We start from the raw sequence: 16965 nt of genomic DNA on the forward strand, positions 1-16965 counted from the left end.
CCTGTGTGTCGTCACCCGAGACGCGAACGGCGCCGCGGAACGTGTTCAGTGGGTCAAGATCTTGCCGAGGAAGTCCTTCGCGCGCTCGCTCTTCGGCGCGGTGAAGAACGATTCCGGCGTCGTGTCCTCGACGATCTCGCCGTCGGCCATGAAGATCACCCGATCGGCTGCCCTTCGGGCGAAACCCATCTCGTGGGTGACGACGAGCATCGTCATGCCGTCCTTGGCCAGACCCGTCATCACGTCGAGGACCTCCTGGACCATCTCCGGGTCCAGCGCCGAGGTCGGCTCGTCGAACAGCATGACCTTGGGCCGCATCGCCAGCGCCCGCGCGATGGCGACGCGCTGCTGCTGGCCACCCGAAAGCTGCGCCGGGTACTTGTCGGCCTGGTTGGCGATGCCGACGCGCTCGAGCAGCTCCATCGCCGTCTTGCGCGCCTCGGCCTGCGGGGTCTTGCGGACCTTCGTCGGCGCGAGCATGACGTTCTCGACGATGGTCTTGTGCGCGAACAGGTTGAACGACTGGAACACCATGCCGACGTCGGCCCGCAGCGCGGCCAGCGCCTTGCCCTCGGCGGGCAGGGGGACGCCGTCGACGGCGATCTCGCCCGAGTTGATCGGCTCCAGCCGGTTGATCGCCCGGCACAGGGTCGACTTGCCCGAGCCCGACGGGCCGAGCACCACGACGACCTGGCCGCGAGGCACCTCGAGCGTGATTTCCCTGAGCACATGCAGGTCGCCGAAGTACTTGTTCACGGCGGACGCCTTGATCATCGGCGCCGCCACCTCCGCGGTCATCTGGCCTCCCGGGTCGTTCGTGCAAATCGGGCATGGGTCACCACGCGATGGCGAGAACCTACCGTTGCTTCCCCGGCTGGCAAGTCCGCTTGACCAATACTTAGGGTTTCAACTGAGTATCGATGTCCCTTTTGACGGGTGTCCGCCTCGTGGTCACGGGGAGTGACCGTCCGGGTGGCCGGTGCGGGTCCCGCCCGGACGTCCTAGAGTTCGCCCTACCGGCCGGTGGAGCAGGTCACCATGGGAGGCGGACGGGTGCGGGTGCTGCTGGTGGAGGACGACGACCGGGTCGCGGGTGCGCTCATCCCGGCGCTGACCCGCCGTGGCCTGGCGATCGCCCGGCTGGCCACCGGCGCCGGCGTGCTCGACCGGGTGCACGAGGTCGACGTCATCCTGCTCGACCTCGGCCTGCCGGACATCGACGGCGTGACGCTGTGCCGCCAGATCCGCGCGGTCAGCGACGTCGCGATCATCGTCGTCTCGGCGCGCGGCGAGGTCGACGACCGGATCCAGGGCCTGCGCGCGGGCGCCGACGACTACCTCGTCAAGCCCTACGACGTCGAGGAGCTGCTCGCCCGGGTCGAGGCCGTGCGCCGCCGCCGCGGGGAGCACACCGCCGAGCCGGTGGTCATCCGGGTCGGGGACGTCACCGTCGACGTCTCCCGGCACGAGGTGCTGGTCGACGGCAAGGCGGTCGCGCTGTCCCGCAAGGAGTTCCAGGTGCTGGCGCTGGTGGCGGGCGCGCGCGGCGCGGTCTGCTCGCGTGAGCACGTGCTCACCGAGGTGTGGGGCCACCGCGGTCCCGCGGAGAGCCGTTCGCTGGACGTCCACGTCGCGACGCTGCGGACGAAGCTGGGCCGCCCGGCGCTCATCGAGACGGTCCGCGGGGTCGGGTACCGGCTCGGCGGCCAGGTCGCCCGGAGCTGAGGGCATGCGCGTCCGGCTGCAGGGCATCGTGCTGACGCTGGTGGCGTTGCTGGTGTTCGGCCTGGGCATTCCGCTGGCCAGGAGCATCGCGGCCGGCGTGCAGCAGGACCTGTTCCTCGACCGGCTGACCGATACGGCCCGGTTCGCCTCCCTCGCGCAGCGCCCGCTGCTGGACAACAAGCCGAACCTGATCGAGGCCGTCCTGCGCCGCTACACCGAGGTGTACGGCGTCCAGGTGCTGGTCTTCGACCAGGACGGCAAGCAGGTGGCCAGCTCGCTGGGGCCGGATGCCGCGCGGCTCGACAGCCACGCCGAGCGGATCAGCGGGCCGGCCCACGAGGCGCTGGCCGGGCGCCGCTCCCAGTCCGGCGGCGTGCTGATGCCGTGGGACGCCACGCCGCTGGTGCTCGCCGAACCGGTGCTCGCCGACGGCGAGGTGCACGGCGCGGTGGTGACCTTGTCCGACACCGAGGCCGAGCGGGCCGACGTGCTGTGGTGGTGGCTGCTGCTCGCCGCGGGCGGGATCCTCGCCTTCACGCTCGCGCTGGCCGTGGCGATCCCGGTGGTCCGGTGGATCTTGCGGCCGGTGCAGCGGCTCGACGACGCCACCGGCGCGCTGGTGGCGTCCGTGGTCAGCGGGCGGCAAGCCGAGCCGGTCGGGGAGAGCAGCGGTCCGCCGGAGCTGCGGCAGCTCGGTCGGTCCTTCGATCGGATGGCCGAAAGCGTGTCCGGCGCGCTGGCCGCGCAACGCGCTTTCGTCGCCGATGCCTCCCACCAGCTGCGCAACCCGCTGACGGCGCTGAAGATCCGGCTGGGCAACCTCGAAGGCCACGTCGACGACGAGCCGGCGGCCGCCGACCTGGAAGCCGCGCGAGTCGACGCGGGGCGGCTGCACCAGATCCTGGACGGCCTGCTGTCGATGGCCCGCGCCGAGGCCTCCGGCGGCGAGCTGGATCCGGTGGTGCTCGACGATGTCGTCGCCGAGCGGGTCGCCGACTGGTCGGTGGTCGGGCAGGCGCGGGACGTCCGGCTGGTCGTCGCCACCGACGGCGGCGGCACGCGGGTGTGCATGCCGCCGCGCGGCGCCGAGACGATCCTGGACGCGCTGCTCGACAACGCGCTGAAGTTCACCACGGCCGGCACCGAGATCCGGGTCGCCGTCGAGCGCGACGGCGATCGGGCACGCCTGTCGGTGCGCGACCACGGGCCGGGGCTGCGGCCCGACGAGCTCGACCGCGCGCGGGACCGGTTCTGGCGCAGCCCCGCCCACCAGAACGTGCCCGGCTCGGGGCTGGGCCTGGCGATCGTCAGCGAGCTCGTCGCGCATGCCGACGGCGAACTCGAGCTGGACCTGCCCGAAGGCGGCGGCCTCCGGATCACGATGACGTTCCCCGGTCGGCCGGCTAGCTAGGTAGGTAGGTAGGTCTTCACCGCCCGGAAGTAGCGGAGTGCCCCCGGGTGCAGGGGGAGCGGCTGGGTCTCGATGCCGGGGTGCACGTCGATCGACAGCGCCGCCGGGTTGGCTTGGGCGAGCTGGTGCCGGGCGTCGAACAGGCCGCGGACCAGCGCCTCGGCGACGTCGGCGTTCATCGAATTCCGCACCACCAGGAAGTTCGGCACCACCAGCGTGGTCACCGGCGCGAACTGGTGGTAGGTACTCGCGGGGATGGTCCCGGTGCCGTAGACCTCGCTGAGCGCCCGCATCTTCGGCATCACGTCGGCAATGTCGACCAGCCGCAGCTCGTTCTGGTGATTCACGATCCTCGGCGTCGGCAGCCCGCCGGACCAGAAGAACGCGTCGACTTCGCCGCGCAGCAGTGCGGTGATGGCGTCGTCGAGGCCGAGGTGGATCCTGCTGGCCGAGCCGGTCAGGCCGGCCGCGTCGAGCAGCTTGTCCGCGATGTACTCGACGCCGGAGGCGGGCGAGCCGATCGCGATGCGGTGGCCGCGCAGCTGCTCCACCGACCGGATGTCGGACTCGGTGCGGACCACGACGTGCAGGTAGTCGTCGTGGATCCGGGCGAGCGCGGTCAGTTCGCGGTCGGCCTTGTACCGGTCTTCGGCCACGTCCGCGGCGACGAAGGCGACGTCGGCCTCGCCGGCCAGCACCTTGTTGACGTTGTCGGGCGAGCCCTGGGTCTGCAGCACCTGCGGCCGTTCGATTTCCAGGTCGGCCTGCCAGGCCGTCGCGAGGGTCTGGGCGAGCCCGTTGTAGACGCCGCCGGGGTTGCCAGCGGCGATCCGCAGCCGGAGGTTCCCGAAGCCGCCGGTGCAGGCGGAGAGGACCAGCAGCAGGGCGGCCGCCAGCGCGAGTCCGCGCGTCCGCCGGGTCCTGGCCATGGGCCGATCGTGCCAGACTCCGCGCCTTCCGGGCAGCTCAGCCGCCGAAAGTGCCGCCGATGCTCAACCGAGTTCTCCCGCCTGGTGCGCCGCCCAGTCGGCGCTCCACGCCTTGACCGCGTCCAGCACCGGCCCCAGCCGCGAGCCGATGCCCGTGAGCGCGTACCGGACCTCGACCGGCCGGGCGACCGTCACCACCCGCTCCACGACGCCGGCCAGCTCGAGTTCCTTGAGCCGCTGGGAAAGCATCGCGTCGGTGATCCGGGGGATGCGTTCGCGCAGCTCGGTGAACCGCAACGCGCCCGAGCGCAGCTGGTCCAAGATCACGCCGGTCCACCGGCGGCCGATCAGCTCGATGGCCGTGTGGAAGTCGGGGCGCTCGTTCGCGGGCCCCCGCTCTTCGGGTTTCGCCTCCATGTCGCCGACCACCGTAGCCCGCTCTGGCTTTCGTTGCCCACTATGTTTTCCATAGTGTACTTTGAAATTTGAAGCTACCAGGGAGGAACCCCATGACATCCGATCCGACCGGAACCGGCGCCCCGGTCCCGCACGAGCGCCTGCGTGAGCTGGACTTCTTCGTGGGCGGCTGGGACGCGCCCGGTGTCTTCCACGAAACCCCGTTCGGCCCGCGCAAGCCGATCCGGATGCGGATCGACGGCGTCCGGGAGCAGCGCGGCTTCTGGATCACGCTGGGCACGGCCGAACTGCCGACCCCGGAGAACCCGGCCCCGCTCAGTGCCCGCTACGTGTGGGGCTACGACCCGGCCGCCGGCGAATTCGTCGCCGACTGGTACGACAGCAACGGCGGACGCGCGGTCCAGCGCTCCGCGGGCTGGGTGGGCGACCGGTTGCGGTTCCTGGGAACCATCACCATGAACGGCGCCACCGTCCCCCTGCGCGACACGTTCACGCGCCGGGGCCCCGACGCGTACCACCACGTGGGCGAAATCCACCTCGGCGAGGGCTGGCTCCCGGTCGACGAAGAAGAAGCGGTCCGAGTGTGAGCCGGCCGGTCGACATCGGGATCGCGTCGCTGGCCGACGTCCAGCCGGTCACCGTGGACGGCACCCGCCGCACGCACTCGGGCCGCGTCGAGCAGATCGTGTCGCTCGCCGTGCTGGCCGACGAGCTCGGGCTGGATCACTTCGGGCTGGGCGAGCACCACCACCCCGGCTTTGCGGTGTCCTCCCCGGCGGTCGTGCTGGCCGCGATCGCGTCGAGGACGACCCGGGTGCGGCTGACCAGCTCCGTCACCACCCTGAGCGCCCTCGATCCGGTCCGGGTCTACCAGGACTTCGCCACGCTCGACGTGCTGAGTGCGGGCCGCGCCGAGATCACCGCGGGCCGCAGCGCCTACCCCGAGCCGTTCCGGCTCTTCGGCGTGCCCCTCAGCGACTACGACGACGCGTTCGAGGAGAAACTCGGGCTGCTGCTGGAGATCCGGGCACGACCGGCCGTCACCTGGGAAGGCCGGTTCCGTGCTCCGCTCGATGACGCGGCGATCCTGCCGAGGGCCGTGCAGGAGCCCTTGCCGGTGTGGCTGGGCGTCGGGGGAACCCCGGCCAGCGCGGCCCGCGCCGGAAGACTGGGACTGCCGATGATCCTGGGATACCTCGGCGGGACACCCGCGCACCTGCGCCGGCTGGCGGACGTCTACCGCGAGGCCGGCGACCGTGCCGGGCACGCGGACGACCTGCGGCTCGGCGTCGCGCTGCACTACTTCGGCGCGCCGAGCACGCCGGAGGCGATGTCGACCTACCCCTACTACCGGGACTTCCTGCGCCCCAAGCACCCGGGTGGCGGTGGCTCCCCGGTCACGTCCGAGCAGTTCGAGCTGGGGATGCGGGCCGGACAGCACCTGATGATCGGGACCACCGAGCACGTCTCGGCCAAACTCGCGGAGCTGCACGACGTGCTGCGGTTCGACCGGGTGCAGGCGCTGGCCGACTGGGGCGGGTTGCCGGCCGAGGCGGTGGCCGACTCGCTGCACCGGCTGGGCGAGGAGATCGCACCGGCACTACGCCGGCACGTCGGCGAACGCACGACCGCGCCGGCGGGGTGAGCGGCTCGGTACCGTCATGGCCGCGCCGTCACCCGGAGGGTCGGTTCCCCGTCCGCGTCGCCCCGGGGATCGCCGACGACGACCGAGAAGCCCGGCGCGTCGATCACCAGACCGTCCACCGACTCGCGCACGCCGACCTCGAACGGACCATCACCGTGCGGGCCGTACCGCACCGCGAAGACGGCTGATCCCGCCGGCGAATCCGGCAGCGGGCCCGCGAGGACGTGGTTCGTGTCGGTCACCCGGTGCCAGCCCGCGTCCGGGTTTCCGTAGCCGCGGGGGTCGTCGGCCAGGGAGAACGCCAGCTGCTCCTGGGTCAGGCCGATCGTTTCCGGGCTGTTGAAGCTCGTCCGGCCCGCCGGGGGGTTGACCACCCGCAGCGACGCCCCCGAGGTGACGGCCAGGCTGCCCGCGAGGAGCGTGCCGTCGGTGTGCAGCACCGCACCGGGCTCGCTCAGGTCGAACGGCTCTCCGCCCGGCGAAGTCACCGTGACGATCTTGCGTTGGCCCGCTTCGGTTTCCTCCACATAAGGTAGCCCGGCCAGGAACTCGCACCCGGCCGCCGGGACCACCGCGAACAGCGTCACCCGCCGCTCCTCGGCCACGAAGAGCTGCTGGACGCTCAGCATCACCTGCTCCCGCGTCACCACCGCTTTGGTGACCAGCCGGGCGGCGACGTCTCCGTCACGGGCGTCGCGGACGCGTAGCGGGCCGAGCGGGCGGGTGAGCAGCGTGCGCTCCAGGACCGGGCCGATGCCGTGCTGGCCGGCCAAGACCGGCTCGATCACCACGGCCCGGCCCGCGTCGATCAGGTACGGCGTGTGGCTGCCCGTCAGTGACACGGACGCGGCGCGGTGGCGCAGCGAATACGGTGTCACGGTCGGAAACGACGGCGTCCGGTGCCACTTGCTGTCGTCCTGGTACAGCCACACCGTCGTGAACGCGAAGTGCCCGCTCGGCGCGCCGGTCCGCGCCGCCGGGTAGTAGGCGACGCGCCGGTCGCCCAGGTAACGGCCGAGGTCGGTGGCCAGGTGCGCGCCGAAGTAGCGGAGGCCGAGCAGGCCTTCGGCGCCGCAGTGCTGCTCGCTGTAGCGCGGACCGCCGTAGTCGAAGCCGCGCGCCGAAAGGCGGCAGTCGAGGTGACGCGCGATCTCCGCGCCGTCGTCGAGGAACAGCCGGTCGGCCGTGACGCGGTGGGCCTGGGCCAGGAAGGACAGCGAGATCGGCAGGTAGTTCTGGTCGTGGCCGGCGCCGTGCTCCGCCGGCAGCGCGAAGCCGCGGTCGGTCACGCGCGACGGCCGGATCACGTCGGTGTAGAGCCGCATGGCCGCCGTCGTGACACGTTTGCCCTCGCGGTCGCGGGAAACACTGCCGAGGTGGCGGCCGAGCATCAGGCCCGCGACGATCGCGCCGAGGGCCTGGTTGCCCGTCTGCTGGGGGTTGAACATGCTCGCTTCGGTCAGCCACCGCCAGTACCCGAGCGCCAGCTCGGTCACCTCGGCGTACTGGTCGCCGGTGAGCAGGCCCTCGCCGAGCTCCAGGACGTTGACCGCGTGCAGCATCGCCCACACCGTGCTCGGCCAGTCACCGAAGGGGTGCTCGCCGTCTCCGGGCATGTACCGCGCGTACGGCAGGCCGCTGTGGCGGACGCGCAGGAACGGCTCGCCGGGGTTGTCGCGTCGGAAAACCCGGTGCGCGAGGAAGAAGTCCAGGCCCCGGCGCACCGCGTCGGTGACCGCCGGATCGCCGGGCATCCCGCGCTGCCGGGCGAGGCAGAGCAAGGAGATCACGCCGAGGCCCATGTCCCCGACGTCGTCGTCGGCCGCGGGGTCCTCGAAGTTGCCGTCCGGCTGCTGCGCGGCCAGCGCGTCGGCGGCCGCGGTGGCCAGGACGGCGTCGAGGTGGGCGGGATCGTCGGGCAGGTCGTGCGAACTCGCGTGCTGGCTCGGCAGCAGGATCGGATCCATCCGCTTCGCAGCCTCCCTGCCGTCCTGGGCACCGGACCGGTCGACGTGATCGGGAAAGCGCTTTCCCGAACCTTGCCCTCGGTGGGCCGGAAAAACGATGATGCGGCTGGGACCCGCACTTGGTTAGGTAGTAAACAAACGAACCCGTACGTTGTCAACGGCACGGAGCGCGGACGGCGGGCGTTCGACAGTTTCACCTCGGCGAAAGCAGGTGCAGATGGCGAAATCGGGCATCGGTGACCGGGCCGGCGAAGTCTTCGCCGCGCTGGCGGCCGCCGGCCAGGCGACCCGGCCGCAGCTCGCGGTGGCGTGCGGGCTGTCGAAACCGACGGTTTCCCTGGTGATGGCGGAGCTCGAATCCGCGGGCCTCGCCGAGCGCAGCGGCAGCTCGTCCGGCGCCACCGGGCGGACTGCGGCGGTCTACCGGCTGGGCCCGCGGGCCGGGTACGTGCTGGCGGTGGACCGCGGATCGACGCAGGTCGCGCTGCGGGCGACCACCCTTGGCGGGGAGCTCCTCGACGAGGACCAGACGTCGAGGCCCGCCTCGGCGGCGGACATGGTGAAAGAGGTGCTCCGCCGCGGAAGCGGGCGCGGTCCGCTTCGTGCCGTGGTGGTCGCCGTGTCCGAAGTGGTCTCCCCGCCCGGCCGCGGCGATCCGGCGACCATGGCGCGGATCTCCGGCGCCGTGGCCGCGCTCGGGCTGCCCGGCGGCGCGGCCGTGCACACCGAGAACAACGTCAACTGCGCGGCCATCGCCGAACTGGCCGAAGGGGCGGGCAAGGACCACGACAGCTTCGTGTTCCTGCAGGTCGGCGTGGCGATCGGAGCGGGTGTGGTGCTCGGGCGGCGGCTCGTGCGCGGGGCCAGCGGCGCGGCGGGGGAGGTCGCCCGGCTGGCCTACCCGTGGGCGGACGACCGGCCGCCGGTGCGGGACGCGCTGGAAGCGCGGCTCGGTTCGCGGGAGCTGCTGCGCCGTGCCCGGGAACGCCGCCCGGACCCCGCGCCGAAGACGGCCGCCGCGCTGTTCGCGCTGGCGGAGAAGGGCGACCCGGTCGCACTCGGAATCGTCGCGGAACACGCCGAAGCCGTCGGGAACCTGGCCGCGTCGATCTGCGCGGTCGTCGATCCCGGTCTGGTCGTCCTCGGCGGCGGGGTGGGGCGGAACAAGCTGCTCCGGCCCGGCGTCGCCGCCGCCGTCGAGCGGCTGAGCTGGCCGACCGAAGTCGTGGTGAGCGAGCTGGGGGCGCGCGCGACCGTGCTCGGGGCCGCGCACCTGGCCAGGGAGAAGGGCATCCGCGCGGTGCTGGAGGAGGGGTGAACGAGTCGTTGACAGCGGCGGAGCCCGCTGCCTAGAGTGCCGAGAAAGCGCTTCCAGCTCCCTGGGACGGAACCACTGGAACCGCGTGCGTCGGAAGAAGTGCCACGGCAGCCGCCCGGTTCAGGAGCGCTGCCGGTCCACGCTGGAGTCCCGGGAGCAGCCGATGTCAGCCGAAGCCGCAACGCACCCTGTCGAAGCCGGGAGCCCACCGGCGGCGAAACCCGCGCCCGTCCGGCGCCGCCGGAAGCGGCACAAGGACAACCTGGCGGCGTACCTGTTCCTGTCGCCGTGGTTCCTCGGGATGTTCGGGTTCGTCCTGCTGCCGATGGCGTACTCGCTGTACCTGTCGCTGACGAAGTTCGACCTGCTGAGCTCACCGCAGTGGGTGGGCTTCGGCAACTACCTGGCGATGTGGCAGGACGAGAAGTTCCTGCACTCGGTCAAGGTGACGCTCACCTACGTCGTCGCTTCGGTGCCGCTGAAGCTCGCGGCCGCGCTCCTCGTCGCCGCGGTGCTGAACCGGGGCCTGCGCGCGCTGGGGTTCTACCGCTCGGTCTTCTACCTGCCGTCGCTGCTCGGCGCGAGCGTCGCGGTGTCGGTGATGTGGCGCCAGATCTTTTCGCAGCAGGGCCTGCTGAACCAGATCCTCGGGATCTTCGGCGTCCGCGGCGCGGACTGGATCGGGGATCCCCGGTTCGCCCTGTGGACCCTGGTCCTGCTGTCGGGCTGGCAGTTCGGCACCCCGATGCTGATCTTCCTCGCCGGGCTCAAGCAGATCCCGAAGGAGCTGTACGAAGCCGCGGAGCTGGACGGCGCCGGCCGGATCCGGATGTTCTTCCGGATCACCGTGCCGATGCTCTCGCCGGTGATCTTCTTCAACCTGGTCCTGGAGACGATCAACGCGTTCCAGACCTTCACCCCGGCCTACGTCGTCAGCGGCGGGCTGGGCGGCCCGATCGATTCGACCATGCTCTACACGCTTTACCTCTACCGCAAGGGCTTCTCGAGCCTGCAGATGGGTTACGCGTCGGCGATGGCGTGGGTCCTGTTCGTGGTGATCGGCCTCTTCACCGCGCTCTACTTCGCGTCTTCACGGCGCTGGGTCACGTACGCGGACTGAATCGCCGACCGGGCAGAAAGGACCGAAATGGCCGTCAACGTCAAGGCGCCGGCGAAGACCCACTGGCGGGCGCACGGGGTGCTGCTCGCCGCGGTCGTCGTGATGATCTACCCGCTGGTGTGGCTGGTCGGGGCGTCGTTCAAGCCGGAGAACCAGATCTTCAGCACGCTCGACCCCATCCCGTGGCACTTCACCTTCGACAACTACCTCGGTGGCTGGACGGCGACGGGCACGTCGTTCACCGTCTACCTCACGAACTCCGCGACCATCGCGCTCTGCGTGGTGATCGGCAACATCGCGTCCTGCTCGCTCGCCGCCTACGCGTTCGCCCGGCTCGACTTCGCGTTCCGCAAGATCTGGTTCGGGCTGATGCTCGGGACGCTGATGCTGCCGTTCCAGGCCACGATGATCCCGCAGTACACGATCTTCTACAAGCTGAACTGGATCAACACGTTCCTGCCGCTGGTGGTCCCGCAGCTGCTGGCCTGCGACGCGTTCTTCATCTTCCTCATGGTGCAGTTCATCCGGGGCATTCCCCGCGAACTGGACGAAGCGGCGGCCATCGACGGCGCCGGGCACGCCCGCGTCTTCTTCTCGGTGATCCTCCCGCTCCTGCGCCCGGCCCTGCTGACCACCGGGGTCCTGACGTTCATCTGGACGTTCAACGACTTCCTGCGCCAGCTGGTCTACCTGTCCGACAAATCCCGGTACACGGTCCCGCTGGGCCTCAACTCCTTCATCGACCGGGCGAGCGGTTCCAGCTACGGCGGGATGCTCGCGATGTCGGTGGTCACCCTCGTGCCGACCGTCGCCGTGTTCCTGATCTGCCAGAAACGCCTGGTGGACGGCGTGGCCAACTCCGGCATCAAAGGCTGAACCCCAACCGCAGAAAGAAAGTGAGACCGCCATGGCACAGCACCTGTCCAGGAGGGGGTTCCTCGGGATCGCCGGGGCGGGGGTGGCCTCGGCCGCGCTCGCCGGTTGCGGTTTCGCGCCGCCCAGCACCGGCTCCGGCGCCGGGAACAACGCCCTGACCTTCCGCTGGTGGGGCGGCAACGCCCGCAACGACGCCTACCAGAAGGCGGTGAAGATCTTCACCGACAAGACCGGGATCGCCGTCACCACCCAGTACTCCGGCTACGACGGGTACTTCGACAAGCTGAACACCGAGTTCGCCGGCGGCAACCCGCCCGACCTCTTCCAGATGGACACCGCTTACGTCAGCACCTACGCCGGGCGCAGCGTGCTCACCGACCTGGGCACGTACATCCCCGGCACGATCGGGCTGGACACCCTGTACGCGCCGGTGCGCGGGGCGGGCGCGGTGAAGGGCAAGACCTACGGCGTCCCCTCCGGCTCCGGCAACGCCCCGGTGCTCTACGACAAGACGGTGTTCGACCAGCTCAAGATCACCGCCCCGACCAGCGACTGGACGTGGCAGGACTTCGGCACCATCGCCGGGGAGATCTCCAAGGCGTGGGGCCCGAACAAGTACGGCGCGCTGGACGCGTCGAAGGACGACTCGGGTGCGCTGCAGCCGTGGCTGCGCCAGCGCGGCAAGGACCTCTACACCCCCGACCAGACCCTCGGGTTCGGCCCCGAGGACCTGACCGAGTGGTTCACCTTCTGGGACGGCCTGCGCAAGGCCGGTGCGATCTGCCCGCCGACGCTGCTGAGCAACACCGACGCGGCGACCGGCAACCACCCGCTGATCACCGGGCAGATCGCGATGACCACCGGCTGGGGCCTGGCCCAGATGCAGCCGCTGACGCAGCACGAGCTCAAGCTGGTCGTCGTGCCCCGCGAGAACGGCAAGACGGGCCAGGCGCTGTCCGGTGGCGTGCTGCTGTGCATCCCGGTGAAGAGCAAGAACCCGGAGGGCGCGGCGAAGCTGATCAACTTCTTCCTCAACGACGACGACGCGATCAAGACGATGAAGCTGCAGCGCGGGCTGCCGCCGTCGGACAAGGCGAAGAACCTCCTCACGCCGACCGCCACGGCTCCCGAGAAGGCGGACATGGAGTTCGGCGAGTACGTGGCCGCGCAGGTCGCCAAGGACGGCCTGCCCACCGCCCCGACCGCGCCGCCGGGCTACGGCGACGTCAAGACCGCGCTCGACTCGGCGGCCAAGCAGATCGCGTTCGGCAAGATGTCGATCGCGGCCGGCGTGACGCAGTTCTTCAGTGACGCCAAGAACGCCCTCGCCAACGCGAAGTAGGGGAAGCGTGCGCATCACCGCGGTGCGGGGCACCGATCTGTTCGCCGGCTCCGCCGCCGCGGCCCGCCAGGTGGTCCGGGTGACCCTCACCGGGCCCCGGGCTCCGGTGCGGGTCCGGGTCGAGGGCAAGCGGGTGTCCACACCGGACCCGGTCACCGCCGACGTCCACCCGGACGGCGTCACCGTCGAGGTCGGCGTGGTCTTCCAGGCCCCGGAAGGCTCCGAACACCGGGTCACCGTGGTCGCGGAGTCGGCCGGGCAGCGGGTCACGGCGGAGGCGGACCTCGTCGTCGCGGAGACCGGCTGGACGATGTGGATGGTGTCGCACTTCCACTACGACCCGGTGTGGTGGAACACCCAGGCCGGCTTCACCGACACCTGGCTCGACCTGCCGCTGGCGCAGGAAAAGCGGATGACCTTCCAGCGGTCGGCGTTCGACCTCGTCCGCGCGCACCTCGAAGCCGCCCGCGACGACGAGGACTACCGGTTCGTGCTGGCCGAGGTCGACTACCTCAAACCGCACTGGGACGCCTTCCCCGGCGACCGCCACGACCTGCGGCGGTTCCTCCGCGACGGCCGGATCGAGCTGGTGGGCGGCAACTACAACGAGGCCAACACGAACCTGACCCACCCGGAGTCGACGATCCGCAACGCCGTCTACGGCGTCGGCTACCAGCGGGACGTCCTCGGCGGCGACCCGCGCTCGGCGTGGATGCTCGACGTGTTCGGCCACGACCCGGCCTACCCCGGGCTGATGGCCGACGCCGGGCTGGAGTCCAGCGCTTGGGCGCGCGGGCCGTGGCACCACGTCGGGGCGAAGCGGCACACCGGCGACATCGGCCGGATGCAGTTCCCGTCGGAGTTCGAATGGATTTCGCCGAGCGGGCGGGGGTTGCTGACCGCCTACATGGCGGACCACTACGTCGCCGGGTGGGGCATCGAGCGCCAGGACACCCTCGAAGACGCGATGGAGGAGGCCTACCGGCAGTTCAGCACGCTGCGGCAGGTGGCCGCCACGCGCAACGTGCTGCTGCCGGTCGGGCACGACCACAACATCCCGTCGCGGTTCTGCACCGAGATCCACCGCGCCTGGAACGCCCGCTACGTCTGGCCGCGGTTCGTCGTCGGCCTGCCCCGGGACTTCTTCGCCGCGGTCCGCGCGGACGCGGCGGCGCGGGGCACGCCGATCAGCGTGCAGACCCGGGACATGAACCCGGTCTACACCGGCAAGGACGTCTCCTACATCGACACCAAGCAGGCCCAGCGCGCGGCGGAGGTGGCGGTGCTCGACGGTGAGCGGGCGGCCACCCTCGCCGCCCTGCTCGGGGCGCGCTACCCGCACGAAGCCCTCGACAAGGTCTGGCGGCAGCTGGTCTACGGCGCCCACCACGACGCGATCACCGGCACCGAGTCCGACCAGGTCTACCTCGACCTCCTCACCGGCTGGCGCGAAGCGGCCGAACGCGGCGGCGAGGTCCTGGACGGCGCGATCGCCGAGCTGGCCGGCCACGCCGACACGACCGGGGACGGCGAGGCCGTCTTCGTGCTCAACACGCTGTCCTGGATCCGGGACGCGATCACGACGGTGACCGTGCACCGGGATCCCGGGGGTGCGGGCGCGCGGGTCGTCGATCCGGACGGCCGTCCGGTCCCCGCCGTCACCGACGCGGTCGTGCGGCACCCCGACGGCTCGCTCGCCGAAATCACGCTGACGTTCCTCGCGACCGCGGTGCCCGCGCTCGGCTACCGGGTCTACCGGATCCTCGACGCGGCCACCGTGCCGCCCGGCTGGACGGTCCGCCCGGGTCCGCCGTCGATCGAGAACGACGTCTTCGCCGTCGAAGCCGACCCCGCGCGCGGGGGTGCGCTCGAGCGCGTCCGCGACCGGCGCAGCGGCCGGGAGCTGCTGCGGGAGGGCGGGCTCGCCGCCGGGCTGGTGGTGCAGGACGAGCACGCCGAGCACCCGGTGTGGGGCGAGGGCCCCTGGCACCTGCTGCCGAAGGGGCCCGGCCACGGTCCCGGTGCGGCGGACGTCGTCGTCGAGACCAGCCCGCTGGGGGAGCGGCTCGTCGCGACCACGGCTCTGGACGACCTGCGGATCACCCAGCGCACGACGTTGTGGCGCGGAGTGTCCCGAGTGGACGTTCGCACCGAGGTCGACGGCTCGTTGGGGCAGGACCGGCTCCTGCGGGCGCGGTTCGATTTCGCCGTCCCCGGCGCCCTGCCGGTGGCCGAGGTCGGCTTCGGTGCGATCGGCCGCTCGTTCGGCTTCCCCGACGTCGACGCGGCCGAGCACCTCTGGACGCTGGACAGCCCGGCCCACACCTGGGCCGGGCTGTCGGCGACCGCCCGCGTCACGCTCACCCGCGACGACGGCACCCGGAGCACGCACGCCATCGGTGTCGCCGAAGTGGTCGAGCCCCTCACGTCCGGGCTCGAGGTCCGGGCACTGGTGGCGGCGCTGGCCGCGAAGGGCGTCACGGCGACCTGCACCCGCCCCGGCGGCCCGCGCTACGGCGCCCTGGACGCCGACTCGAACCTCCCCGACGTCCGGATCGTGGCCGGCGCGGACAACCCGTTCGCCGCCGAGGTCCTCGCCTCCGCCGAGCCCGGGTACCGGGAGACCCTGGAACGCCACGGCCGGGTGTTCGTCCCGGCGACCCGGACCCGGCGCGAAGCCTGGGTACCCGACGCCGATCTCCGGGGACCGCGGGACCTGCCGGTGGTGATCATCGGCGACGTCAAGGCGGCCATCGCCGAACTGCGTGCCGATGCCGCCCTCGACGTGCGGGTTCCCGACGGGCTGGCCGGCACCGCCGAACCCGCCGACAGCTACTCCGTCGCGGTCGTCAACCACGGCACGCCCGGGTTCGTGGTCGACCCGGGTGGCACGCTGCACCTGTCGCTGATGCGCTCGTGCAGCGGCTGGCCCAGCGGCGTGTGGATCGACGGTGAACGCCGGACCGCGCCGGACGGTTCCAGCTTCGCGTGGCAGCACTGGACCCACACGTTCGATTTCGCGATCGTCGCCGGGGGAGGGGACTGGCGGGCCGCCGGTTTCCCGCGCGGTGCCCAGGAAGCCGTGCACCCGCTCCAGGCCCGTCAGGTATCCGCCACCGAAGGCGCGCTGCCGCCCACGCTGAGCTTGATCTCGGTCGGGCCCGCCGAAGTCGTGCTGACCGCGGCGAAACCCGCGGGCAACCCCCTGGCCTCGGGGTCGGTGATCCCTCCCGCGGACGCGATCACCTTGCGGGTGTACGAATCGACCGGGTCCGCGGCCACGGCGTCGATCGCGCTGCACGGCGGGATTCGTGCGGCCTGGCGCACCGACCTCCTCGAGGAGCGAGGCGAACCGGTCGACGTCGACGACGGACGCGCGCGCGTCGAACTGGGGGCCGCGGACGTGGCGACCCTCCGGCTGGAACCCGCCACCCGCATGGGAACCGGCCGGGAAATCGCCACGGAACCCGTGCAGCCGATCCACACCCGGTACTGGCTGCACAACGAAGGCCCGGCACCGATCGGCAACCTGCCGGTGAGCGTGCACGTGGCGCCGACCAGGCTGACGCTCGACGACGGGCGAGCCCGGTTGGACGTCACGGTGAGCTGCAGCGGCCGTCCGGCTCGCGGCCGTGCCGAACTGGAGCTGCCCCTGGGCTGGCGGACCGAGCCGGTTCCGGACCTGGGCTACGACCTCGAGCCGGGGGAGCACGCGAAAACCACGGTCGAGGTGCGGGGTCCGGACACGCCCGGCCGGTACCTGCTCGCCGCCCGGATCACCGACGACCACGGGCAAATCCTCGAAGACACGGCCGAAATCCTGATCGGAGCGCCGCCGCCGCACGACGACCTGGTCGACGTCGAACTCCCGCCCGGCCCGATCATCGTCGGACCGGGCGGCGGCGCCGAATTGCCGGTGTCGTTGACGAACCTGGCCCAGAGCGAAATCCGGGGCGGGGTCGCGGCGATCAGCCCGTTCGGCACCTGGGCGGGTGAGCTGGCGATCGGCCCACGGGCGCAGCCGTTCCGGCTCGAGGCCGGCGCGAGCATCACCACGGCGATCACCGTTCGCGCGGGGCACACGGCCCGGCGCGGGGCGCACTGGTGGGTGCTCGTCCGCGTGACCGCCCACGGGCGGCTCGTGTACAGCCCCGCCGTCGAAGTCCGGATCGAGTGAATTCGTCGAATTCGTGATACCCCCGAAAAAGATCAGGT

Annotated in this window: 13 protein-coding genes; 9 read left to right on the forward strand and 4 right to left on the reverse strand. The window is 71.5% G+C overall.

Going from position 1 to position 16965, the window contains the following annotated elements; translation table 11 throughout:
• Positions 1-45 precede the first annotated feature (45 nt).
• Positions 46-774 carry an amino acid ABC transporter ATP-binding protein gene (locus QRY02_RS01165; RefSeq protein WP_285993734.1) on the reverse strand — a complete coding sequence of 243 codons (729 nt, stop codon included), beginning with the start codon at positions 772-774 and terminating at the stop codon, positions 46-48.
• 279 nt (positions 775-1053) lie between these two features.
• Here QRY02_RS01165 and QRY02_RS01170 point away from each other — a divergent pair, with 279 nt between their 5' ends.
• Both QRY02_RS01170 and QRY02_RS01175 read left to right on the forward strand, forming a co-directional pair.
• Complete coding sequence (locus QRY02_RS01170; RefSeq protein ID WP_285993735.1) at positions 1054-1725, forward strand: response regulator transcription factor; 672 nt, start codon at positions 1054-1056, stop codon at positions 1723-1725.
• A gap of 4 nt (positions 1726-1729) precedes the next feature.
• Entirely contained in the window at positions 1730-3136 is a 1407-nt protein-coding gene (locus tag QRY02_RS01175) for a sensor histidine kinase (RefSeq protein WP_285989629.1), read from the forward strand.
• Here the strand turns inward: QRY02_RS01175 and QRY02_RS01180 are convergent.
• Together QRY02_RS01180 and QRY02_RS01185 are read right to left on the reverse strand one after the other, a co-directional pair.
• The gene (locus QRY02_RS01180; RefSeq protein WP_285989630.1) at positions 3133-4065 is read right to left on the reverse strand and encodes a TAXI family TRAP transporter solute-binding subunit; all 933 of its coding nucleotides are present in this window, start codon (positions 4063-4065) and stop codon (positions 3133-3135) included. The genes QRY02_RS01175 and QRY02_RS01180 overlap by 4 nt on opposite strands.
• 63 nt (positions 4066-4128) lie before the next feature.
• Complete coding sequence (locus QRY02_RS01185) at positions 4129-4482, reverse strand: winged helix-turn-helix transcriptional regulator (protein ID WP_285989631.1); 354 nt, start codon at positions 4480-4482, stop codon at positions 4129-4131.
• 92 nt (positions 4483-4574) lie between these two features.
• Here QRY02_RS01185 and QRY02_RS01190 point away from each other — a divergent pair, with 92 nt between their 5' ends.
• On the forward strand, positions 4575-5069 hold the full coding sequence (locus QRY02_RS01190) for a hypothetical protein (protein WP_285989632.1): 495 nt from the start codon (positions 4575-4577) through the stop codon (positions 5067-5069).
• The gene (locus tag QRY02_RS01195) at positions 5066-6127 is read left to right on the forward strand and encodes an LLM class flavin-dependent oxidoreductase (protein ID WP_285989633.1); all 1062 of its coding nucleotides are present in this window, start codon (positions 5066-5068) and stop codon (positions 6125-6127) included. Before QRY02_RS01190 ends, QRY02_RS01195 begins: the two co-directional genes overlap by 4 nt.
• A gap of 14 nt (positions 6128-6141) precedes the next feature.
• Here the strand turns inward: QRY02_RS01195 and QRY02_RS01200 are convergent, their stop codons facing one another.
• Positions 6142-8094, reverse strand: a complete 1953-nt coding sequence (locus tag QRY02_RS01200) for a hypothetical protein (RefSeq protein ID WP_285989634.1) — start codon at positions 8092-8094, stop codon at positions 6142-6144.
• Between the two features lie 217 nt (positions 8095-8311).
• On the opposite strand from QRY02_RS01200, the gene QRY02_RS01205 reads away from it, so the two are divergent.
• The 5 genes from QRY02_RS01205 to QRY02_RS01225 all read left to right on the forward strand — a co-directional run bounded on the left by QRY02_RS01205 (position 8312) and on the right by QRY02_RS01225 (position 16927).
• Entirely contained in the window at positions 8312-9412 is a 1101-nt protein-coding gene (locus tag QRY02_RS01205; protein ID WP_285989635.1) for an ROK family protein, read from the forward strand.
• Between the two features lie 163 nt (positions 9413-9575).
• A complete protein-coding gene (locus QRY02_RS01210; RefSeq protein WP_285989636.1) occupies positions 9576-10532 on the forward strand; it encodes a carbohydrate ABC transporter permease in 957 nt (318 codons plus the stop codon).
• A 27-nt stretch (positions 10533-10559) separates the two neighbouring features.
• Positions 10560-11408, forward strand: coding sequence for a carbohydrate ABC transporter permease (locus tag QRY02_RS01215; RefSeq protein ID WP_285989637.1), 849 nt, complete (start codon positions 10560-10562; stop codon positions 11406-11408).
• A 31-nt stretch (positions 11409-11439) separates the two neighbouring features.
• On the forward strand, positions 11440-12750 hold the full coding sequence (locus tag QRY02_RS01220) for an ABC transporter substrate-binding protein (protein WP_285989638.1): 1311 nt from the start codon (positions 11440-11442) through the stop codon (positions 12748-12750).
• A 7-nt stretch (positions 12751-12757) separates the two neighbouring features.
• Positions 12758-16927, forward strand: a complete 4170-nt coding sequence (locus QRY02_RS01225; RefSeq protein ID WP_285989639.1) for a glycoside hydrolase family 38 N-terminal domain-containing protein — start codon at positions 12758-12760, stop codon at positions 16925-16927.
• Positions 16928-16965 lie beyond the last annotated feature (38 nt).

Origin of the sequence: Amycolatopsis sp. DG1A-15b, from assembly GCF_030285645.1 — a bacterium.
In the GTDB taxonomy this organism is placed as follows: domain Bacteria; phylum Actinomycetota; class Actinomycetes; order Mycobacteriales; family Pseudonocardiaceae; genus Amycolatopsis.

Bases quoted from the DNA above. Each gene is read 5' to 3' on its own strand.
- QRY02_RS01215 (WP_285989637.1), top strand. From the start codon at position 10,560: ATGGCCGTCAACGTCAAGGCGCCGGCGAAGACCCACTGGCGGGCGCAC.
- QRY02_RS01205 (WP_285989635.1), top strand. From the start codon at position 8,312: ATGGCGAAATCGGGCATCGGTGACCGGGCCGGCGAAGTCTTCGCCGCG.
- QRY02_RS01190 (WP_285989632.1), top strand. From the start codon at position 4,575: ATGACATCCGATCCGACCGGAACCGGCGCCCCGGTCCCGCACGAGCGC.
- QRY02_RS01220 (WP_285989638.1), top strand. From the start codon at position 11,440: ATGGCACAGCACCTGTCCAGGAGGGGGTTCCTCGGGATCGCCGGGGCG.
- QRY02_RS01165 (WP_285993734.1), bottom strand. From the start codon at position 774: ATGATCAAGGCGTCCGCCGTGAACAAGTACTTCGGCGACCTGCATGTG.
- QRY02_RS01200 (WP_285989634.1), bottom strand. From the start codon at position 8,094: ATGGATCCGATCCTGCTGCCGAGCCAGCACGCGAGTTCGCACGACCTG.
- QRY02_RS01210 (WP_285989636.1), top strand. From the start codon at position 9,576: ATGTCAGCCGAAGCCGCAACGCACCCTGTCGAAGCCGGGAGCCCACCG.
- QRY02_RS01185 (WP_285989631.1), bottom strand. From the start codon at position 4,482: ATGGAGGCGAAACCCGAAGAGCGGGGGCCCGCGAACGAGCGCCCCGAC.
- QRY02_RS01180 (WP_285989630.1), bottom strand. From the start codon at position 4,065: ATGGCCAGGACCCGGCGGACGCGCGGACTCGCGCTGGCGGCCGCCCTG.
- QRY02_RS01175 (WP_285989629.1), top strand. From the start codon at position 1,730: ATGCGCGTCCGGCTGCAGGGCATCGTGCTGACGCTGGTGGCGTTGCTG.